This is a genomic window from Desulfovibrio subterraneus (assembly GCF_013340285.1).
In the GTDB taxonomy this organism is placed as follows: Bacteria; Desulfobacterota; Desulfovibrionia; order Desulfovibrionales; family Desulfovibrionaceae; genus Halodesulfovibrio; species Halodesulfovibrio subterraneus.
Window position 1 is genome coordinate 425,605 of record NZ_BLVO01000004.1, and the last position, 21,798, is coordinate 447,402.

Sequence of the window (21,798 nt, forward strand, 5' to 3'; positions counted from 1 at the left end):
CACTCTCCTAAAAACTACCCTTTGCCCGAAGCATCAAGATACCGCAAAAAGCGCCGTGCCATCTCCAGTTCGGGATTGATCTCCAAAGCCCTGAACAGCTGGTTCCGGGCTTCATCCAGTTGCCCCATCTCGAAATAGACTCTCGCAAGGTTGAACATGATGTGGTCGTTGTATCCGTCAATTTCCAGCGCCTTGGAATAATAGCTCACGGCCTTGTCGAACATGCGCTGCTTGCGCAGATCAATGGCCGCCCCCGTGAGAACGCGCTGATATTCGAGAACAACGTTGCCCGTCTGCCGCATGGCATCAAGCATGGCCCGCACGGAAAAGAGATCGGTATCGGAAAGCGCCACATCAGGGCGGGAGTGAAGAAACCCCATCAGCCCCCTGAGCAGCATGCTCTCCTCGCGTGACAGCGAAGGTACCTCCTTTGCCGCCGTTGCTCCGTTCACCTTGTCCCTCAGCGAATTGACCACACTGCGCATATGCTCGTCATATTTATCCGGCACAAGCACATAGTCGGAGAGAAAAACATCCCTGTCGATCGTCTGCACGAAACCGGAAGGCAGGTTGGCATCATTGAGCGGCTGGCAGGCGATTTCCCCCCCGGGAACCTGTGCCACAAACCATGATATGCGCAACTCTTGCGTCTGACGGGTAGTTCCCGTTCCGACATCATCAGCCTTTCGGGTTTCATATATTCCCAAAACTATCGGGATCATCTACACCCCTTGTCTGCCCATAGGTTTCACAGTGGCAACGCTATGGCCCCCCCACTGCTATCTTTTTTATCTAAACCTGCAAATACGGGGCTTGTCAAATTCTTAGGGTCTTTCCCGCTTCCTTTCCAACATATCCTTGGCGGAAATGGAAGAATGTGAAATAGTAATAGTAAGAAGCGGGGACTGTCGCCCGCATTTCACAGACGAATCGCAGCATGTATACGAGAAGCAGCATGAGCCAGCAGATTTCGCCCTTTCGCAGCAGTCAGGAGTTGGAGGCAACATTCGCTCTGGTACAGCAGCGCATAGCAACCAAGCTTCACGACTACAAAACTTACGACTTCAGCACGAAACAAACCTGCGCCTTCAATGTATTCTTTGATCTCGCGCAGGAATTCGAATCGCTTGAAGACCTGCTCACGCTGGCCGTGCTCATCATCCATTCCATGTTCCGCATCCATGCGGAAATATACGTCCTGAACGATCACTCCGTTCTGCTGCGCTACGGCTGCTCAACAGGTGCCACATGCCTTATTCCCCTCATGGATACGGAAGGGCTTTCCCTCACTGACGGCCCGTTCTGGCAGGAACAACGCTACTGCATTCCCATCCGCGGCAAAAAAGTCGACCGCGATCTGCTGCCAATCACTCCCGTGGGCGAAACACTGGGGCTGCTGGTACTGCATCCGGAACCGGGCATGACAGACAAGCAGAAGTTATTCTTCGAAAAATTCGCAAACCGGGTGGGCTATCAGCTGCACAACCGCATGCTCGCCTTCAAGCATCGCGAGCATCTGGAATTCATCAAGAACCTCGTGCACGACATAGGCCACAACGTCATCGTGCCGAACATGTACTTCAAGTTGCTGTTCCGGCAGCTGGACGGCAAAATGAAGGCGATGCGTCACGCCATATCCGACCTCATGGAAACCTCCATAAGCTCCCCTACGGTTGCCCAGCTTGATTATATCCAGCACCGCATGGACGAACAGTACAACGAAGTTTTCCGCCACTTTCAACAGACCAGCCTGTTTCTTGAAACCCTGCTCAGGCAAAGCCATTTCGAGAAGGGGCGCTACGTGCTGCACAAGACAGTGGTCAATCTCCACAAGCGGATACTCGACCCGCAGCTCGAGCGCTTCAAAAGCCGGTTTGATGAAAAAGACATCAAGGTCGTTCCCTATTGCGAAGGCAGCGGCAGCTTTGACGAAAATATTCTTGTGACGGCCGATGTGGGACTCATCAGCCAGGTACTGGCGAACCTCTTTTCCAATGCTGTCAAATATACCCGTCCGGTTCCGCCAGAGCTTGCGGACAAACAGGGCAAGCCTGGAGAGAAGCTCTTGTGCTACGGCGTAGCGCTGCTTCCGGACCACTTTGGAAAGGGAAAAAGCGGAGCCAGGGTTAATGTGATCACATCCGGTCCGTATATCAACGAGGAAGACGCTCCACAGCTGTTCAAAGCGGATTTCCGCGGTCGTGATGTGGGGGGCGAATACGGCACAGGCCACGGCCTGTTCTTTGCCAAGGAAATTTCGCGTCTGCACGGGGGCGAAGCCGGATACGAGGCGCACCCCATGGGCAATTGCTTTTATTTCACCCTGCCTTGCGAAGATTCTGTGACAAAATAATCAATTTTTCTTCATATCGTGATCGAATCATCACCAAATTACACTCTTGTAAAATAAATCGCGCAAAACACCTTACAAGCCTTCTTTTTCCAGCCATATTGCCTCCCCCATACCTCCTTTTCCCGGTCCGGATATTTTTTCTGCTTTTTTTATGCAATTTTTCTGCACTGCTAGTTCAATACCATCAGCACACTGTGCTAATTCGCCCCCAAAACGCAGCAGACAATATTGTAAATTCGCCAGTTTTTCGTTGCCGCACCACTGGCTTTTTTGTTAGCACCCAGATGCGGGATTGAGGCATCCCGCACCCGTTTTTTCTTTTACTGGGAGAGATACGTGATCCGTTTTGAACAGGTGAACAAGTGGTATGGCAGCGACCACCACGTGCTTAAGGATATCAATCTGGAGATAGCACAGGGGGAGGTTGTGGTCATCTGCGGCCCCTCCGGTTCCGGCAAGAGCACGCTTATCCGCTGCATCAACAGGCTGGAGCCCATCCAGAAGGGCCGCATAATCGTAGACGGCATGGATCTGCATGATCCCCGTCTCAATCTCACCAGCCTTCGCGCCGAAATCGGCTTTGTTTTCCAGCAATTCAATCTCTATCCGCACATGACTGTGCTGGAAAATATCACCCTTGCCCCCACCATGGTGCGCAACACTCCGCGTGCCGAGGCAGAGCGCCTTGCCATGGAACTGCTCGAAAAGGTGAACATTCCCGACAAGGCAAAAGCCTATCCCAGCCAGCTCTCGGGCGGCCAGCAGCAGCGCGTGGCCATTGCACGCGGCCTTGCCATGAAGCCCAAGATCATGCTCTTCGACGAGCCCACATCCGCGCTCGACCCCGAAATGATCAATGAAGTGCTCGATGTCATGAAAACCCTTGCCCGCGAGGGCATGACCATGGCCTGCGTCACCCACGAAATGGGCTTTGCCCGCGAAGTGGCCGACAGGGTTATCTTCATGGATTTCGGCGAACTGATCGAAGAGAACACTCCGGAGGAGTTCTTCAACAATCCCAAGCAGGATCGTACCAAGGACTTCCTCAGCAAGATTCTTTCGCACTAGCATGGTTGCATGACTCCGGTTCTGCACCGGGGTTGACGAATGTTGAGGCGCGATCCGGTTCTGCCGGAACGCAGAGAAACTGAAAACACTGGGAGTAGAACATGCGTATTGGGAAGATTATTGCCATGGCTCTGGCCGTCACCATGATGGCCTCCACCGCCTTTGCCGGTGCTACTTACGACAAGATCATGAAGGACAAGAAGGTCCGCATCGGCATCATGACCGACTCCATCCCCGGCGCCTTCTTCAATGACAAGGGCGAATGGACCGGCTTCGATTACGACATTTCCACCGAACTGGCCAAGCGCATGGGCGTTGAACTGGAGCGCGTAAAGGTCAACAACAAGACCCGTATCGCCTTCATCCAGCAGGGCCGCATCGACGTTTCCGTTGCCAACATGACCCACACCCGTGAGCGCGACAAGTCCATCGACTTCTCCATCACCTACTTCTTCGACGGTCAGAAGGTTCTTGCCAAGAAGGGCACCTTTGCTTCCCTTGCGGACATGAAGGACAAGAAGATCGCCACCATGCAGGGCACCACCTCTGAAATCAACCTCAAGAACGCCCTCAAGGCTCTCGGCGTTGCCAACCCCGATGCCAACATCATTTCCTTCCAGAAGGAATCCGAATGCTTCCAGGCTCTGGAAATGGGCCGCGTAGCAGGCTGGACCACCGACGCCACCATCCTTCTCGGCTATGCTGCCAAGAAGCCCGGCTCATTTGAACTCGTAGGCGACTTCCTCTCCGACGAACCCTACGGCATGGGCATGCCCCAGGACGATTCCGCCCTGCGCGACGCTGTGAACGCAGCTCTGCAGGACATGTGGCGCGACGGCACCTACATGAACATCTACAACAAGTGGTACGGCCCCGAGACCCCCTACGCCATGCCCATGACCAACCAGATCGAACTGTGGCCCTAAGCCGCAACGATTATTGAGATTATGCGTGCGCCCGGTTCAGCCGGGCGTACGCTTGTCTGCCCGCCTTCGCGCGGACGGCAGCCGCCGCACCTCAACAAAATGGTTTATCGTTCATGATACGTTTCTGGCTGGAAAAGGTTTGGGTTCAGAATACCGTGCTGTTCGCCCTTGCGGCGATCATGACCTATTATTGGGGCTGGGTGTTCGACTTCGGCTACACGTTCGAATGGTCCATGCTCTACACGGTTAACGAGACCTATCAGGTCAATCTCGGTATCGAGATCCTCAAGGGCCTGTGGGTGACGGTGAAGCTCACCGCCATCAGTTCCATCATCGGTCTCGGCCTCGGCACGGTTCTCGGCCTTTCGCGCCTTTCGGATTTCAAGCCGCTGCGCTATACCGCGACCTGCGTCATCGAATTTTTCCGCAACACCCCGCTGCTGGTCGTTCTCTTTTTCTTCTACTTCGCCTTTCCCCGCGCCCTGCCCGATGCAGCGCGCGAGTGGATATTCTCCTTCCAGTTCGAATTCTTGACGGCGGCGGTTGCGGTCGGCATGTACACCAGCGCGTTCATGGCAGAAGTTATCCGCGCAGGCTTGCAGTCCATTCCCAAGGGCATTCTCGAAGCGGCATATTCTTCGGGCCTCACCTATGTTCAGGTGCTGCGCAAGATCATTCTGCCCCTCGCCTTCCGCGAGATCATCCCGCCGCTGGGCAGCGAATTTCTGAACAACATGAAAAACACCTCGCTGGCCATGTTCGTCGGCGTGGCCGACATGACATGGCAGGCACAGCAGGCAGAGGCTCTTACCTTCAAAGGGTTTGAGGCCACCACCGCAGCGTCCGTCATGTATCTTGCCTTCTCGCTGATCATCTCTTTTCTTCTCAACGGGGTGAACGGCAAACTGCGCACCGTGGGCAATACCAACCGCTCGCTGCCCGTCCTGTTTGTTTCCGCCTTTTCCTGGCCCTTCTCCACGCTCAGCCGCATCCTGTTCAATCCGGTCGGACGCTTCCTGAGAGCACGCCGCCGCCAGCGTGCGGCAGCCACCTATGTTTCAGCGCGGCAGGCCGCCCTGCGCATGGCGATGCGCCGCTTCAGTCAGGCAGCTATTCTTGCAGGCAAGGCAGCCTTTCTCCTGCTGCTGGGCAGTTGCCTCTATGTCACCATAAAAGGCCTCATCACCTTTGACTGGGCCGCCATTGCACGCGAATTCGGCAACCTGATCGTCTGGCAGTTCCCGCACGAAGAGGCAGACCCATTCCTCGGCATGGGCGGGTTCACCCTGTCCTTCATCATTGCCGTGGTGGCCATTGCCGCCAGCTTTGCCATCGGCCTGCTGGTCGGTCTCGGACGCTGTTCCAACAACCGCGTTTTCCGCATTCCCAGCCTGCTCTATATCGAACTCATCCGCGGCAACCCGCTGATCATTGTCATCTACTGGGTCTATTTCCTCATTCCCGTGCTGTTCAACACCTTCTTCAACACGGTGTGGTCGGCATCCATTGCACTGACGCTGTTCACGGCGGCATACCTTGCCGAAATCGTCCGCGGCGGCATTCAGAACATTCCGCCCGGTCAGGTAGAAGCTGCCACGGCCTCCGGCCTCTCTTACTGGCAGACCATGCGCAAGATCATCCTGCCGCAGGCACTGAAACAGATGATTCCGCCCATTGTGGGCCTGTTCATTGCCATATTCAAGGACACCTCGCTGGTCTCCATCCTCGGCGTCATGGAGCTTACCTCCGTCGCCAAAGCCGTCGATAACCGCCTGATGGTCGCCTCCATGGAAATATGGACCACCACGGCCCTGCTTTACTTCATCCCGTGTTTCCTGATGTCCAAATACGCCGCATCGCTGGAACGCAGACTGAGCCCGGAAAAGGTGAACCTCAAGATGTAGCTCCCGTGCAGATAATAACCCCAAAGCCCCGGCAAGACCTTTGCCGGGGCTTTCTTTTTTTCTTCCGCGAACATATATTACGGAAGATACCTAACTCTGCCCGCGGAGGAACACGGCCTTCATGAAAACCAAAACGATCCTCGCTCTGCTTGCAACGTCCGGCATTTTTCTGCTGATCATGCTGGTATTGGATCTCGCCGCCGCCAAGGAAAAGCTGATAGTGGTATGTGACATCTGGCCCCCCTATCAGATTGAAAAACAAGGCGCCCCTGTAGGCGGCTTTGCGACAGAGGTGGTGGAACACGTAATGGACAGCATGCAGGCAAAGTACGAACCCGTGCAGGCCTATCCCTGGAAGCGGGCCATGGAACTCTTCCAGCACGGCAAGGCAGACGCTCTGTTCTCTGCCAACTACACCAAGGAACGGGAGATGTACGCCTACTACCCTTCGGTCCCGCTGGTTGAATCACCGTGGGTCATATGGACACGGGAAGGCACCATATCCTCGCTGGCAGATCTCAAGGGCAAACGGATAGGCGTGGTAACAGGGTACAGCTATACACAGGAGTTCTGGGAATTCATTCTGGTCTACTGTACGGTGGAGGAAGTGTATTCGGACGAACTCAACTTTCGAAAACTGAAGATCGGCAGGCTGGATGCACTGGTCGCTGAACTCGGCAACGGGCTCTACATCCGCCAGAAAGTGGGAGCCTACAATGTTTTGCCCAACGAAAATGTGGTCATCAAGTCCGACGGGCTCTACATCATGTTCAACCGGACCACGGTTAAAAAAGACTTTGTGGACCGTTTTTCGGAAGAGCTGGCCCGTTTCAGGCAAAGCAAGCAATACCGGGACATGCAGGACGACTATTTCCACATAGCTCCGGCAGCCAAACGGCAACCAAAGTAAACCGGCAGCCGGCCCGCACAGAGTACCCCGCCGGATTCCCTGAACAGATGCGCGAGCCGGGCAACCCGCGGGCGCTTTCGCCGGACAGCATACCCTGACAACATAGCCGATCAGCTCGACTACAACAGGCAGAACAGCTCAGACAGATAACAGAATACGAAAACGGCTTCGCACTTCCGACTGCAGAAAGACATGCCAACAACGCGCTGCGCAAAGGAGGTTCGCCATGTCTGCCGAAGTACGAGAACTGGTAAGAACCTATCTCCCTGAATTCCCCATACAATATTGCAAGAGTCTGGTAACGGACACCACCCAGTTCATGTCCATTGACTACGGACACGTCATAGAACTCGGCGATGTTCATTACATGGTCTACAAAAACGAGGCGGAACGTCGCTTCGGACTTGAAGACCCCAAATACTGGGTCAAGCGCTGCCATGAACTTGAAACGGGCAAACGCAAGATTCTCAAGCTCGAATTCTTCGAGACCTTTCCTGTTCAGGTGGGCAAATTCCGTGTGGAATGTTACCGCAGCCCGGACAAGGAATCGCGCATTCTCGACATCGTGCGGGGTGATTCCCGCTTCATGCAGGGCATAACCATAAAGGATGCGGCAGGACGCAACGTGCGCGTGCTGGAGATAGTCAACGGCAGGCGGCTGGACCTGACCGTGGACCGCATCGATGTCGAGCATGACGTCTACTTCCGCGAGCATCTGCCCGGCCTGCTGCGCAGGTATCTCGAAGCAGTACGAGCCATAGGCATGCTGCACCGCCACGGAGAACGGCATGGAGACATCCGCCGCGACCATCTGTATGTGGAGCACGGAACCGGCAACCTGTGCTGGATAGACTTCGACTACACCTTCCATTCCTACGAGCATCCCTTCGGGCTGGACCTGTTCGGCCTCGGCAACATTCTGGTCTTTCTTGTCGGCAAGGCGAACATCACGGTGCAGTCTCTTGAAGGAATGGGACTTGCGGAACGGCTGGAAGGCAGGCTCTCATCCGACGATCTTTCCATCGTCATTCCCAACCGCATCGTGAACCTGCGAAAGATATACCCCTATGTGCCGGAAGCGCTGAACAGGGTGCTCATGCATTTTTCCAACAGCGCCGAGGTGTTCTATACCACCACGGACGAGTTGCTCGCAGACCTTGAGCCATGTGTGGAAGCGCTGGAAAGTGAATACGGTCGCAAGCCGGAATAAGGGACGTGAAACACGGGAGAACACCATGAACAACAAGCGTATTCTCATAGCGTTCGATTCGTCGGAACACGCCTTCAGAGCGGTTTCATACACCGGTGAGATGGTCGCAGACATGCCGGATGTGCATATTACCCTATTGCTGGTGGAGCGCCTGCCAGACAGGGATTTCTTTCCCGACGAGGAACAGTGGCGGGCCGAATGCGGCGAGCGCGTTCGTACCCGCAAGGAAGCCCTTGCGCAGGCACGCGCCATTCTTGAAACGGCGGGAGTAAAGCCGGATGCCATCACCGTCAATTACATGGTGAGCTGCAAGTCGCCCTTTGAAGAAGCCCTTGTGTGCAGCACCGGCGAAAGCGTGGTGGAGGATATTCTGCGCACCCAGCGCGAAGGCGACTACGGCACCGTGGTTGTTGGCAGACGGGGTGTTTCCAAGACGGAAGCATTCATGTTCGGCAGCGTTTCCAACAGGATCGTGCAGGAGACACACACCTGCACCGTATGGATTGTGAGCTAGCGGGGGGCAAAGCGCCCTTGCGCGGCTTCCGTCACCAGCCGGATATTCCCCGGCAGCAGGCGTTCAAGACTGAACCGCTCAAGGATCGTTTTGCGCGCCTGCCTGCGCATGGGCAGCATTGCGGCGGGCTCCGCAAGGGCCTTGCACACGGCTGCGGCCACGGCGTCGGCTGAAAAGAAATCCACCAGCAGACCGTTGCGCTCATGCTCCACCACTTCTTCAACCGGCGCAGTGGCAGAGGCTATGAGCGGCACCCCGCAGCTCATGGCTTCCAGCATGGACCATGAAAGCACAAAGGGCCGTGTCAGATACACATGCGCCAGCGAGTGCTGCAGGACAAGCCGGTACTGGCCGTATGGCAACAGACCTGTAAAATGCACCCTGTCCATGCCCGCTGTTCCTTTGAGTTTTTCCAGCATCAGGCTTTTCCAGCTTCCACCCTGCGCCGGAGGCTTGCCGTAACAGACCCTGTCTTCACCCACCACAAGCACATGCGCGTTCGGCCGTTCCGCAAGGATGCGCGGCAAGGCCTCCATGAACTGCGGAAAACCGCGATACGGCTCCATGCCCCGTGTGGCGTAAGTGACTATTTCGCGCACGCCGGTCAGGTCCAGCCCCGGAAGCACGAGTCCCTTTTCCAGCTCTGCGGCGGGCAGTGGCGCAAAGAATCCCGTGTCCACCCCGTCGTGACGCACGGCCAGCTTGTCATGGTAGCGGACCGGAAACTGCGATGCCTGCCAGCGTGTGGGCAGCTGCCCTATGCAACAGGCTTCCAGATCGTTGAGAATGACGGCATTGCGGGTTCGCAGATTCATGCGATGCGTCTCCCCCACCTTTTCGGCAGGGTCAAAGCCCACATCAGCTCCCTGCGCGTTGTAGTACCACTCGAAATAGCCCACAAAGGGGGTCGTAGGCAGGGCATCGCGCACATACATGGTTGCCCCCCACCCAGAATGCCCCACCACCACGTCTGGCATGAAACCGGACTGCACCAGCTTGCGGCACAGCACATATCCGGCCTCCCCCTGCGCCACTGCGCGTTCATAAAAGTTTGCCAGCCGGTGGCCGTCCGCCGGGGGCTGAAACCGTGTGCCGAACTGCACCTTGCGCACATTGGCAATATCCCACTCAGGGCGGGCATTGGTGCAGGCAAATACCACCTGGTTCTCAGAGAACTGGGCAAGCCGCGCTGCCATATGCCGGAACTGGGCAGGGAAATTGGGATGGATGAACAGAACTTTCATGTCCTATGTCTACAACAATTCCAGAGTGTTGTCGCCCCTTTCGCAGCATTAATCCCTGCCACCTCATGAAGCGGGCGCACATCCTGCCAACCGTTTTCCGTCGCCCCGATAGACGCCGCTCAGCCCCGCCACCAAACCCTGCCCGACAACACCATGCTGTTCAGGATGTGATCGCCACATGGCACGCACAAAAAAAGCCGGAGGCGCATAACGCCTCCGGCCCGAGCATACAAAAAAATCGGACAGCCTAGAAGGCCACGGTGACTGCGGAAGACACCCGCTGCGCCTTGGCCTTGGCTTCTTCAATGGTATCGGCCAGTGCCAGTGCCACGCCGAGGCGGCGCTTGCCCTTCACTTCAGCCTTGCCGAACAGCAGCAGCTGGGTCTCGGGCTCGGCAAGTGCCTTGTCGAGATTGCCGAAGGTGGGGCCGGTGCCGTTACCTTCCACCAGCACAACGCTGGAAGCGGCAGGGCCACGCTGGGTAATGGCGGGAATGGGCAGTCCCAGAATGGCGCGGGCGTGCAGCGCAAACTCGCTCATGTTCTGGGAAATCACCGTCACGAGCCCGGTGTCGTGGGGACGGGGAGAAACTTCGCTGAAGATGACGGAATCGCCCTTGATGAACAGTTCGACACCGAAAATGCCGTGTCCGCCCAGTGCATCGGTAATCACCTTGGCAACGCGACGGGCCTCTTCCATGGCCTTGGCGCTCATGGGCTGCGGCTGCCACGAAAGGCGGTAGTCGCCGTCCACCTGCAGATGGCCGATGGGGTCGCAATAGCTGGTGCCGCCCACGTGGCGCACAGTCAGCTGGGTAATTTCGTAGTCAAATTCGACAAAGCCTTCCACGATAATACGTCCGCTGCCGGTGCGACCGCCTTCCTGCGAATAGGCCCATGCCTTGTCGATATCGGCCTCGGTCTTCACGGTGCTCTGGCCCTTGCCGGAGGAGCTCATGACAGGCTTGACCACGCAGGGCAGGCCGATGGCGGCAATAGCGGCGCGGTATTCTTCTTCCGTATCCGCAAAGCGGTAGGCAGAGGTGGACAGGCCCAGTTCTTCCGCAGCCAGCCTGCGGATGCCTTCGCGGTTCATGGTCAGGCGGGTGGCGCGTGCGGTGGGCACCACGGTGAAGCCTTCCTTTTCCAGTTCCACAAGGGTGTCGGTGGCAATGGCTTCGATTTCCGGCACGATCAGGTCGGGCTTCTCGGTTTCGATGATCCTGCGCAGAGCGGCTCCGTCGAGCATATTCATCGGGTACGAGCGGTGCGCAACCTGCATGGCGGGGGCGTTATCATAGCGGTCCACGGCAATCACTTCAGCACCGAGACGCATTGCCTCGATGGCGACTTCCTTGCCCAGCTCGCCGGAGCCGAGCAGCATTATTTTGGTCGCGGACGGGGTAAGAGGGGTTCCGATGGAAGCCATGGATGGTGCTCCTGATTCGATAAGAGGGTTTGTCAATGTGGTCAGGCGAATAACGCCTGCCGCGATGTTGCACATACCGCCGTGCTTTGCAAGGAACTTCTGCCCCTTTGCCGCCATCTGCTGAAGCCGTGCATACAGAGATATGAAGCAGCGCTTCACACCTTTTTACTTCCGGAAAGCAAAGCCAGAGCAGAAATACAACCGGCTGCCGACTGCTCATGCCACAACGTGGCACTCATGCCGTCAAAAATGGTCGCCGATGATAACACCCGTAAACGTCTGGTTCACATGCAGGGAATCCACCTGCTCGCCATACGTGTGAAACCCTATGTTTTCCATCCTGTCCAGTACAAGCCGGACCCTATCAGCAAGCCCCTGCGCTTCCACCTCCAGCCGCCGGTGGGCACATTCAAAGCCGATGAGCAGTTTGGGATATGGCACCTTCACAAGGCTGTCTTCAAGGGCGTTTTCAAGATTGGCGACGATGTCGTGGCCCGTGCCGAGATACAGCACCAGCCCCTCTTCCACGGCACTGTTGAAGGTAATGCTGCCGTCGGGCAGCGCCTCACGCACCGAGCGCACATAATGCTGCCCTCCCACCCAGAGAATAAGCGGATGCAAGGATACGTGTGCCGGTGTCAGTTCGTTTTCGGACACACCCACCGCCTCCGCATACACGGTAGCCGCCGGTCTGTTATTGATGGTGAAAACGGTTCGGGTTTCAGGATTGGCAGAGGTGATCTCGAAGCGAACTTCGGAACGTATGAAGTGCTGGGTCTGCAGCACCGCGAATGGCAGATTCGTTTCAAACAGCGTAAGCAGCGCCACTCCGGAATGAAACGTTCCGTCGTGGTAGACAAAGGTTTCGCGCCAGTTGAAATCGTCCCCCGCAGAACCGCCCACCACAGGAATGGAGCCAAAGGCCTTTTGCAGGCTGTAAACGACCTGTTCCTCGGCACCGGCAAGGCCGTCTATCATCAGCAGGGCAAATGTACCTGCCGCATTGTCCTGCTCCACCGGAGCAGCGACGAGTTCGCTGACCAGCCGTGCGGCCTGTTCACCGGAGAAGTCTGTTATACCCTCAACAAGCACCGGCCGCACAGCCAGTTCCCGCGAACTGATGCTGGCAGCCACCATACTCCCCTTCTGGTACCCCATGCCGGAAACAAATTCACCGGCCGAGGTACAACCGATAACGGGACAATCAAATGCCTGCTGCAGGCACCTGCCAAGCTCGGGCAGGTCGAAACGCACCGACGTGAAAAAAATGACCACGGACATATCAGGCTGGGTCACCCCCTGCGCGATATCTCTCACGGCAGTGTGTGCGTCTGCTGCAACAGACATGGCGGTACGAACTGAAATGGCAGTCAACTTTCTAACCTTTCCGGATAAACAACGTTAGTCTATATACTAAACCGATTTGACATTCAGAATACCATAAACGCCATCAAACGACACATACCGGCATATCAAATTATAATAACCTGCAGTGAATAACCACTCACAGCGTTTACAATATCTCATAACACCAGTACATTCTATCTAAACAACGGACAACAACCAATGCCCCAAACGCTTCAGGAACGCATCCTGCTCGTCGAAGACGACCCAGCCTTCGGAACCATGCTCAACGAAGCCCTCGATGCCAAAGGCTATCGGGTGCAACGGGTTTCACGGGCGGAAGACGGACTTGCACGTCTGCGGACAGAGCGCTTCGACCTCATCCTCACAGACGTGAAGCTGCCCGGCATGTCCGGTCTTGAATCCATCCCCCACCTGAAGCAGATGGCGCCTGAGAGCGACATCATCGTCATGACGGCTTTTTCTACCAAGGAAATGGCCGTGGAAGCCGTGCGTCAGGGGGCGTATGACTTTTTCTCCAAGCCGTTCAGCCTGAGCGAACTGGAGATAGTGGTCCGCCGCTGCATGGAAAAACGGCAGTTGCAGAAAAAACTGGCCCAGTTGCGTTCCAACCTGCTGAGCAGCGGTCCCGCAGGGTGCATTGTCGGCGAAAGCACCGCCATACGCATGGTCAAGGAACGCATCGAACGCATTGCCCCGCTGGAAACAACCGTCCTTATTCTCGGGGAATCCGGCACCGGCAAGGAGCTGGTTTCCGACACCGTGCACGCTCTCTCGCCCCGCGCAGGCAACCCCTTCATACGCGTAAACTGCGCCGCCATTCCCGAAAACCTGTTTGAAAACGAACTCTTCGGCCACGAAAAGGGTGCCTTTACCGGTGCTGCCCAGTCGCAGGCGGGCAAATTCGAACTGGCGGACAAGGGTACCATCCTGCTGGATGAAATCGGCGACATGCCGCTCTCCATCCAGCCCAAGCTGCTGCGCGTGGTGGAACAGAAGCAGGTGGAACGCCTTGGCGGACGCAAACCCGTCTCGCTGGATGTACGCATCATCGCTGCCACCAACCAGCACCTTGAAGAACTCATGCGGGAAAAGCGTTTCCGTGAAGACCTCTACTATCGCCTGAACGTGGCCGTCATCCAGCTGCCTGCCCTGCGCAAGCGCAAAGAAGATATCCCCCTTCTCGCCCGTCACTTCCTCAACCGTATCCGCACCCAACTGGCACTGGACGTGGAAGGCTTCACCCCCGGTGCGGAAGCGGCATTGCAGGCCTATGACTGGCCGGGCAACGTGCGCCAGCTTGCCAACGTGCTGGAAGGGCTTGCCATCAGCGCCGCCCCGGGACGCATTGAAGAGCGCCACGTGCACAGAGCGCTGCGAGGTACAGGCGAACCCGCCTCTGCCCAGGATTTGCCGCAGGACGAATGGTCCCCCCACAGGTGCCTCGCATCGCTGCCTCACGGCCCCATCAACCTGAAGGACAGTATAGCCACGGTGGAGAGAAACCTGATCATCAACGCACTCCAGCGTACCCGTGGCAACCAGAAGGAAGCGGCCGCACTGCTCGCGCTGAATCCCAAAAATCTCTGGGCCAAGATGCAGAAGCACGACATCCTGTCCACCGAAATTGAAGCGCCGCTCCTGTAGATCTATTTTTTTTAGACCACTCCGACATCCCCATATCTCCCATACCGTTTTTTACACATCGTTGTCCCGCAACAACTTCCCTTGGCCTGCTAAAAGTCTAGAAAATGGCTAAAAACAGAGGCTGAACGGCTTTCTAATTAATTTAGAACTCTGTTTTTCATCTCCAAGGTCGTGCCTGCCAACACTTTCTCCCCAATCTTACAGAAAATCAGGCAGTTCCGCATTCTAACTTTCATAGAACTGGACGCCGTTACACCCCGCCTTCTCAAGCCTAGCACGTGCCTGCCCCCGAACACCTCGGGGGCCTTCTTCTTTTTATCAATATGAAAACAGCATGTTACGCACAAATTAATTCACACATGCAAACATTGGCATGCCAGTTGCCTTAAGAGGGTCGTGCAGCTTCGATAGGCAGTCGCACAAGACAAACGTCAATCCCCAAAAAAGGAGACTCCCCAATGCGTACCATCATGAATTTCATCCGTGAAGAAGAAGGCGCCACTGCTCTGGAATACGGTCTGCTGGCCGCTCTTATCGCAGGCGTTCTGGCCGGTGCAGTCACCCTGCTGGGCAACCAGATCAAGACTGTGTTCGACGATCTGACCACCAAGATGACCATCTAACAGCAGATCAGATTCGTCCGATTCCACGGAACCACATTACGCCTGATCGCAGCGTAAAGCGCTCGACGGGACCGGGAGCCCCCGACCCCGGTCCCGTCAACCTTTTAAAGCCCGACGAGGAAAATGCCATGCAAGCTTACCTGAACCTTCTTCTCGCAGCCGTATTGCTCATCGCAACGGTCACAGACCTGAAGGGGCAGCGCATTCCCAACTGGCTCACCTTCCCCGCCATGGCATTTGCCCTCGCCTTTCACGGCATAACCCAGGGTCTGGATGGTCTGGCATTCAGTCTTTCCGGCCTGACCCTCGGTTTTGGCGTGATGATCCTTCCCTATCTCTTCGGCGCAATGGGCGCCGGTGACGTCAAGCTCATGATGGCGGCCGGTGCCTTTCTCGGTTTCTCCCTCACCCTGCAGGCATTTCTGCTCACCAGCCTCGCCGGCGGTCTGTACGCCATTATCATGCTGGCAAGGCACATGGATGTTCTCAAGAAGGTCTTTGCCGCCCTGCGGGATACGGCCGTGCTCTTTTTCGTCACACGGCAGTTCGCCTATGTGCGGCAGGCCGACGACAAGCGTTTTCCGCGACTGTGTTACGGGGTGGCCATTGCAGCAGGCACTCTGGGAGCCATGGTCATCACTTGGGGTCCGGCCGGATTCATCCCGGCCCAGTGGATGTAACAGCCATACATTCCGGGGGGAATCATGCGCGCTTCAACTATCATTCCCATAGCTCTCGGGCTCGTCCTTTCGCTCGGTGCCGGTTTTCTGGTCTTCTCATGGATGCAGGGCAACCAGAAGCGTCAGGAAGTGCAGGCCCCGAAAACCATTGCAGTTGTGGTTTCCGCACAGCAGATTGCCAAGGGTACCAAGCTGACCGAAGCCCACCTCAAGCTGGCCTCCTTCCTGCCCGAAAGCGTCCCTTCAGGCACTTTTTCCGAAACGACAGCCCTTATCGGCCGCGTGGTTGCAACCCCCGTTGAACAGGGTGAAGTGCTCACGGCGGGCCGCCTGCTCGACGACACGGTGCAGTACGGCGGCGTTTCCACCCTCATCAGCCCCGGCATGCGTGCCATTGCCGTGAAGGGCAACCAGATTCTCGGCATTGCCGGTTTCATCCGCCCCGGCAACCGTGTGGACATCCTCGTAACCATTGATGACGAACGCCGCACCCACGACAAGGCCGTAACCAAGACCGTTCTTGAGAACATCCGCGTCATCGCCACAGGCACGGAGCTGGAGCAGAAGGGCGACGACAAGGAAACCTCTTCCGTCGACGTATACACCCTTGAAATGGCTCCCAAAGACACTGAAATACTCGCCCTTGCCGCCACCAGAGGCACCCTGCACTTTGCCCTGCGCAACCCCGCTGACGCTGAATCCATAACCACCAAGGGGACCGACGTGCCGGATACGCTGGCTGCTCTTTCGCCCCCCAAGCCGAAACCCAAGCCCGCCGTCAAGAAGCCCGAAACCGTGGTTGAAATCATTACCGGCACCAACCGTCAGACCATGAGGTTCGCACAATGAAACGCCTGCATTTTGCCATAGCCTGCTTCATGGTTGCCCTGACCTGCGCCGTATCCCCCGTGCAGGCCGCAGATCCCAACCCCGTGCCGATTTCTGCCCGGATCACTCCCCAGAGTGTTGAGATCGTCAAGGGCAAGTCCGAGATTATCTCTCTGCCCGTTCCCGCAGCCAGAGTTTCCATTGCTGATCCCGAAACCGCAGATATCGTGCTGCTCTCTCCCTGGCAGGTATATGTCACCGGCAAAATCCCCGGCGTAACCAGCCTTACCCTGTGGGCGCGCACCGGCGATCTGGTCGGTTTATATGATATCCGCGTCACAGCCGACATTGCCCACCTGAAGGAAATGCTCCACCGGCTGCTGCCTTCAGAATCCGATATCCGCGTTATGGGTACCGGCGACAAGATTACCCTGTCCGGCACTGTGACCAGCGCCGCCAGCCTTTCCACAGCTCTGGAAATAGCGGAAACGTATGCCCCCGAAAAAGTGACCAACCTGCTCGGCGTCGGCGGTGTGCATCAGGTCATGCTGGAAGTAAAAATAGCAGAGATGCATCGCACCGTGCTGGACCGTTTCGGCATCGACCTTGCCTATGCCTTCAAGGGCGACTTTGCCTACTCGCTGCTGAACAACCTGTTCTATCTGGACCCCACCAAGGGTGCCATTTCCATGGGGCAAAGCGCAGCCGTGGTAAACCCCGCCCGTAACGGGCTGGTCCGCATGAGTTCCGGCGGAGTGACCCTTACCGGCTTTCTTGACGTGCTCAAGCAGAACGGCCTTGTCCGTGTGCTTGCAGAGCCCACGCTCATCTGCCGCAGCGGTGAAGACGCCCAGTTCCTCGTGGGTGGCGAAATCCCCATCCCCATCCCGCAGGGTTTCGGCACCATCGCCATCGAATATAAGCAATACGGCGTGCAGCTCGTGTTCAGCCCCACCGTGGTTTCCGGCAATCTCATCAGCCTGAAGGTATTCCCCGAGGTATCCGAGCTGGACTACTCCAACACCATTCAGATCGGCGGCATGACCATTCCGGCCATCAGCACCCGCCGCGCCTCCACCGTGGTGGAGCTGGGCAACGGACAGAGCTTTGCCATTGCGGGCCTGCTGCACAACCAGGTTCGCGAGAACATGAAGAAGTATCCCGGCCTCGGCGAGATACCCATCCTCGGCACGCTGTTCCGCTCCAGCGAATTCAGCAAGCAGGAGACCGAACTCATCATCATCGTTACCCCGCACCTGACCAAGCCGCTGGATGTTGCCCAGCAGAAGCTGCCCACCGACAACTATGTGGAACCCACAGAAATGGAATTTTTCTTCCACGGCAAGATGGAGGGCGAACGCCCGACCCCCGCAGCACGGATCAAGCCCGTAAGCAACACAGGTTCAGTTGATGGCTCCGTCCAGCCCGACTCGGGCATGGAAGGCGATTTCGGCCACATCATTCCCCAATAGCGGACAGGAGAAGCACCATGAACAACATATTCGCAAGCACCACACTCCTCGCCGCTCTGGTCATGACCGCAATCCTGCCCCTTACGCTTACCGGCTGCGCCAAGTTCTCGGATACGTGGAACCGGCCCATGGGCACTCAGGGATTCAACGCCCCGCAGGGTGAGGCCTTCCGCCAGCAGCTGCAGGCGCAGAAGTTCGATCCGGTCCCCCCGACCAGCACTCCCGTGGTCGGCATGGACGGTCAACTCACTGAAAAGGCCATACAGAGCTACAAAAATCCCCGCCCCGAAGATAAGGGACCGTCCTTCGCGGAAGTGCTCGATCTGGTCATGAAGGAAAAGAAGTAACCAAGGCTACCAGCCGGAGAGATATCATGAACGCCGTACCCATTCACTTCAGACTGCATCACACGGAAGCCGCCTCTTCCTTCGCCAAGCTGGTGAAGGACGACATGCGTTTTTCCGCCGTGCTGCCCGGTTCGGCCGGGGCTGACAAGCCCTCCGGCCTGATCGTTGTCGAGGTCGGCGGTACGCAGGATGTTGCAGTCATCGCGGTTCTGGCGGCCAATCCGTCCGTACACGAGATTTTCGTCATCGGCCCTGCACAGAACGCCGATCTCATTCTCGGTTGCATGCGCGCGGGCGCAACCGAATATCTGCCCCTGCCGCTCAAGGTCGGTGAATTCCGGGCAGCCCTCGACCGGTTTGCCACACGCAACACCCGTTCCGCATCCGAACGCGGCATTGCCCAGCCGCAGCCCGGCCGCCCCGGCCGCATCATCCATATTCTCGGCGGCAAGCAGGGAACCGGCGTGACCACCCTTGCGGTCAACCTCGGTGTGGAAGCCTCCCTGCTCGACGACACCCGTCCCGCAGCACTGGTGGATATGCGCCAGCCGCAGGGCGAGGTTCCCCTGTTCCTCGACGTGCACTATACCCACACCTGGGCCGCAGCCACGCACAATGCACACCGGCTGGACGACGCCTTCATGCAGAGCCTCATGGTCCGCCACGCTTCCGGTCTGGATATTCTCGCCGCCCCCGACCGTTCCGAAGACACAGGAGCGGCGGCTCCGCAGGCAGTGGGCACCATGCTTGCCATTTTGCGCACGCTTTACTCCACGGTTTTCGTGGATGGCAGCCCCTTTGTGGATGAAATATCCCTCGCCGCCATGCGCGAGGCCGATGCTGTGCTGCTGGTTTCCGAGCTCTCCCTTCCCTGCCTCGCCAACACCCGTCGCCTGCTGGAAACTCTGGACAGCGTAGATCCGGAAGTGGCCGACAAGGTGCAGCTCGTGATCAACCGCTACACCCCCAAGGCGGGCGTAAGCATAGGCGAAGCAGAAGAATTGCTGGGCCGCCCCGTGGCGTGGAAGGTGGACGACGATTATCTCGCCGCCGTGAATTCCATCAATCAGGGTACCCCGCTGCGCGATGCCGCTCCCAAATCTCCCCTGACCCGCAACATTGCCAAACTGGCAGCCACCTTCGGCCGCCCTGTCTCCGCCAAGAACCAGAAATCACAGGCCGGTCTTCTGGGCAAGCTGTTCCGCTCCTCCCGTACCGAATCCGGTGCTGAAGGCGAAGAAACTCCCATGCATGTGCTGCAAGGGGCAGGAGGATAAGCCATGTCGCTGTTAGCCAGACTCAACCGCACCACCCGCAAGACTCCGGCTCCTGCCGGTTCCGGCCTTGCCGACGTGCAGACCGCCGCCCCCGTGCATACCCCGCGTCCCGCGCAGGCGATGCAGCGCCCCGTTGCCCGCCCCGTGCAGGAGCAGGGACATGCCCAGCTGGACATGCACGAGCTGATGCTGGACGATTTTGCACCGGATACCGCAGAAATCCTGCACGTTGTACAGCCTACCCCGCATTCATCAGGCACAGTTCAGGGTCAGGGTCAGGCGCAGATTCAGACGTCCGGCCATTCATATGGTCAGCCAACTGCGCACTCGCTCCAGACGGAAGCAGCCGCCTCCGGCATGCTCCTGACAGCCGACAATTCTCCCGTGCGCCCCGTTGGTGAAACGGTATCAACCTCCCCCATGCAGGCAGGTCAGACAGTACAACAGTCCGAAAACCTGCCGCCTCTCTTCATGGTGGAACCGGAATCTGCCGCCGTGCAGGTGGCGTCCCGTCTGGCAGCAATGAATCAGCACGAGGCCGCACGCCCTGTGGAAAGCGCCCCCGTGCGCCCCGCAACGCAATCTTCAGTGCAATCTCCAGTGCAATCTCCAACGCAACTGGCAGCGCAACCGGCAACACAACCGGCAGCCAAGGCCGAACCCGCCCGCAACACTTTCTCGTCCGACCTTGACGAAGAAACCCACGACGAAGGGTATTACCTGATCAAGGCCCAGATTCACGAACGCCTGATCGAGATGCTCGACCTTACCGCCGTGGAAGCATTGCCCCCGGCCAAGCTGCGCGAAGAAATCAGCCGACTCGTGGAAAGGCTGCTGCGCGATGAATTTCGTCAGGCTCCCCTGAACGGCAAGGAACGCCGCGGCATAGTGAAGGAAATTCAGGACGAGGTGCTCGGTCTCGGCCCGCTGGAACCGCTTCTGCAAGACCCTACTGTCTCCGATATTCTGGTGAACAACTACCGCATGATCTACGTGGAACGCCACGGCAAGCTGCAGCAGGTGCGCACCCGTTTCAAGGACGACATCCACCTGCGCAAGATCATAGACCGCATCGTATCTCTGGTGGGTCGACGCGTGGACGAAGCATCGCCCATGGTAGACGCCCGCCTCATGGACGGTTCGCGCGTGAACGCCATCATTCCCCCGCTGGCACTGGATGGCCCCAGCCTGTCCATACGTCGTTTTTCAAAAGACCCGCTGGAACTGTCAGACCTCATCAACTACAAGGCGCTCACTCCCGAGATAGGCAAGGTGCTGGAAGGCGTGGTCAAAGCGCGTCTTAACGTCATCGTTTCCGGCGGTACCGGCTCCGGCAAGACTACCATGCTGAACTGCCTCTCGCGTTTCGTGCCCCATGACGAGCGCATCGTCACCATTGAAGATGCCGCGGAACTGCAGCTCAAGCAGGACCATGTGGTGCGTCTGGAAACCCGCCCCGCGAACATAGAAGGTTCCGGCGAAGTCAACGCGCGCGATCTGGTCAAGAACTGCCTGCGTATGCGGCCCGACCGCATCATCGTGGGCGAAGTGCGTTCCAGCGAGGTGCTGGACATGCTGCAGGCCATGAACACGGGTCACGACGGCTCCCTCACCACCGTCCACGCCAACAACCCGCGAGACTGCCTGATGCGTCTGGAAACCATGGTCGCCATGTCCGGCCTGAACATCGCCAGTGCATCACTCAAGCGCTACATCGCCTCGGCCGTGGACGTGATCATTCAGGTGAACCGCCTCTCCGACGGTTCGCGCAAGCTCGTGAGCCTGCAGGAAGTGACGGGCATGGAAGGCGACGCCATAACCATGCAGGAAATTTTCTCTTTCAAGCAGACCGGTCTGGACGAGAAGCGCAAGGTTATCGGCCAGTTCATCTGCTCGGGCATACGGCCCAAGTTCTCGGACCGTCTGCTTGCGCAGGGCATAGAGCTTGATCCGGACCTGTTCGACCCCACCCTCCGTTCCGGCCAGTAGACCACTGAGCAA

General features: G+C 57.5%; 19 protein-coding genes. 15 read left to right on the forward strand and 4 right to left on the reverse strand.

Annotated elements, in window-relative coordinates; all coding sequences use genetic code 11:
• Nucleotides 1-14: 14 nt before the first annotated feature.
• Nucleotides 15-722: a tetratricopeptide repeat protein gene (locus HUV30_RS02385; RefSeq protein WP_174403787.1), complete on the reverse strand. Its 708-nt coding sequence runs from the start codon at nucleotides 720-722 to the stop codon at nucleotides 15-17.
• Nucleotides 723-955: 233 nt separating this feature from the next.
• On the opposite strand from HUV30_RS02385, the gene HUV30_RS02390 reads away from it, so the two are divergent.
• The 7 genes from HUV30_RS02390 to HUV30_RS02420 all read left to right on the forward strand — a co-directional run bounded on the left by HUV30_RS02390 (nucleotide 956) and on the right by HUV30_RS02420 (nucleotide 8,885).
• On the forward strand, nucleotides 956-2,353 hold the full coding sequence (locus HUV30_RS02390; RefSeq protein WP_174403788.1) for a sensor histidine kinase: 1,398 nt from the start codon (nucleotides 956-958) through the stop codon (nucleotides 2,351-2,353).
• 336 nt (nucleotides 2,354-2,689) lie between these two features.
• Entirely contained in the window at nucleotides 2,690-3,421 is a 732-nt protein-coding gene (locus tag HUV30_RS02395; protein ID WP_174403789.1) for an amino acid ABC transporter ATP-binding protein, read from the forward strand.
• A 101-nt stretch (nucleotides 3,422-3,522) separates the two neighbouring features.
• On the forward strand, nucleotides 3,523-4,347 hold the full coding sequence (locus HUV30_RS02400) for a transporter substrate-binding domain-containing protein (RefSeq protein ID WP_174403790.1): 825 nt from the start codon (nucleotides 3,523-3,525) through the stop codon (nucleotides 4,345-4,347).
• A gap of 113 nt (nucleotides 4,348-4,460) precedes the next feature.
• The gene (locus tag HUV30_RS02405; RefSeq protein ID WP_174403791.1) at nucleotides 4,461-6,251 is read left to right on the forward strand and encodes an amino acid ABC transporter permease; all 1,791 of its coding nucleotides are present in this window, start codon (nucleotides 4,461-4,463) and stop codon (nucleotides 6,249-6,251) included.
• A 121-nt stretch (nucleotides 6,252-6,372) separates the two neighbouring features.
• Entirely contained in the window at nucleotides 6,373-7,161 is a 789-nt protein-coding gene (locus tag HUV30_RS02410) for a substrate-binding periplasmic protein (RefSeq protein ID WP_174403792.1), read from the forward strand.
• 226 nt (nucleotides 7,162-7,387) lie between these two features.
• Nucleotides 7,388-8,371, forward strand: a complete 984-nt coding sequence (locus HUV30_RS02415) for a serine/threonine protein kinase (protein WP_174403793.1) — start codon at nucleotides 7,388-7,390, stop codon at nucleotides 8,369-8,371.
• A gap of 25 nt (nucleotides 8,372-8,396) precedes the next feature.
• Nucleotides 8,397-8,885 (forward strand): universal stress protein, encoded by a 489-nt coding sequence (locus tag HUV30_RS02420; protein ID WP_174403794.1) that lies wholly within the window; start codon nucleotides 8,397-8,399, stop codon nucleotides 8,883-8,885.
• Here the strand turns inward: HUV30_RS02420 and HUV30_RS02425 are convergent.
• From HUV30_RS02425 to HUV30_RS02435, 3 genes are all read right to left on the reverse strand, one after another.
• Complete coding sequence (locus HUV30_RS02425; protein ID WP_174403795.1) at nucleotides 8,882-10,129, reverse strand: glycosyltransferase; 1,248 nt, start codon at nucleotides 10,127-10,129, stop codon at nucleotides 8,882-8,884. The genes HUV30_RS02420 and HUV30_RS02425 overlap by 4 nt on opposite strands.
• A gap of 247 nt (nucleotides 10,130-10,376) precedes the next feature.
• Complete coding sequence (purT, locus tag HUV30_RS02430; RefSeq protein WP_174403949.1) at nucleotides 10,377-11,558, reverse strand: formate-dependent phosphoribosylglycinamide formyltransferase; 1,182 nt, start codon at nucleotides 11,556-11,558, stop codon at nucleotides 10,377-10,379.
• Between the two features lie 243 nt (nucleotides 11,559-11,801).
• On the reverse strand, nucleotides 11,802-12,932 hold the full coding sequence (locus HUV30_RS02435; RefSeq protein WP_174403796.1) for an FIST N-terminal domain-containing protein: 1,131 nt from the start codon (nucleotides 12,930-12,932) through the stop codon (nucleotides 11,802-11,804).
• Nucleotides 12,933-13,124: 192 nt separating this feature from the next.
• Here HUV30_RS02435 and HUV30_RS02440 point away from each other — a divergent pair, with 192 nt between their 5' ends.
• From HUV30_RS02440 to HUV30_RS02475, 8 genes are all read left to right on the forward strand, one after another.
• Nucleotides 13,125-14,570 carry a sigma-54-dependent transcriptional regulator gene (locus HUV30_RS02440; RefSeq protein ID WP_174403797.1) on the forward strand — a complete coding sequence of 482 codons (1,446 nt, stop codon included), beginning with the start codon at nucleotides 13,125-13,127 and terminating at the stop codon, nucleotides 14,568-14,570.
• Nucleotides 14,571-15,028: 458 nt separating this feature from the next.
• Complete coding sequence (locus tag HUV30_RS02445; RefSeq protein WP_174403798.1) at nucleotides 15,029-15,193, forward strand: Flp family type IVb pilin; 165 nt, start codon at nucleotides 15,029-15,031, stop codon at nucleotides 15,191-15,193.
• A gap of 128 nt (nucleotides 15,194-15,321) precedes the next feature.
• Nucleotides 15,322-15,873 (forward strand): A24 family peptidase, encoded by a 552-nt coding sequence (locus HUV30_RS02450; protein ID WP_174403799.1) that lies wholly within the window; start codon nucleotides 15,322-15,324, stop codon nucleotides 15,871-15,873.
• A 24-nt stretch (nucleotides 15,874-15,897) separates the two neighbouring features.
• Entirely contained in the window at nucleotides 15,898-16,722 is an 825-nt protein-coding gene (cpaB, locus tag HUV30_RS02455; protein WP_174403800.1) for a Flp pilus assembly protein CpaB, read from the forward strand.
• Entirely contained in the window at nucleotides 16,719-18,173 is a 1,455-nt protein-coding gene (locus tag HUV30_RS02460; RefSeq protein ID WP_174403801.1) for a type II and III secretion system protein family protein, read from the forward strand. Before cpaB ends, HUV30_RS02460 begins: the two co-directional genes overlap by 4 nt.
• Nucleotides 18,174-18,190: 17 nt before the next feature.
• Entirely contained in the window at nucleotides 18,191-18,520 is a 330-nt protein-coding gene (locus HUV30_RS02465; protein WP_174403802.1) for a hypothetical protein, read from the forward strand.
• Between the two features lie 26 nt (nucleotides 18,521-18,546).
• A complete protein-coding gene (locus tag HUV30_RS02470; RefSeq protein WP_174403803.1) occupies nucleotides 18,547-19,797 on the forward strand; it encodes a CpaE/TadZ family protein in 1,251 nt (416 codons plus the stop codon).
• Between the two features lie 3 nt (nucleotides 19,798-19,800).
• The gene (locus HUV30_RS02475) at nucleotides 19,801-21,786 is read left to right on the forward strand and encodes a TadA family conjugal transfer-associated ATPase (RefSeq protein WP_174403804.1); all 1,986 of its coding nucleotides are present in this window, start codon (nucleotides 19,801-19,803) and stop codon (nucleotides 21,784-21,786) included.
• Nucleotides 21,787-21,798: the final 12 nt, after the last annotated feature.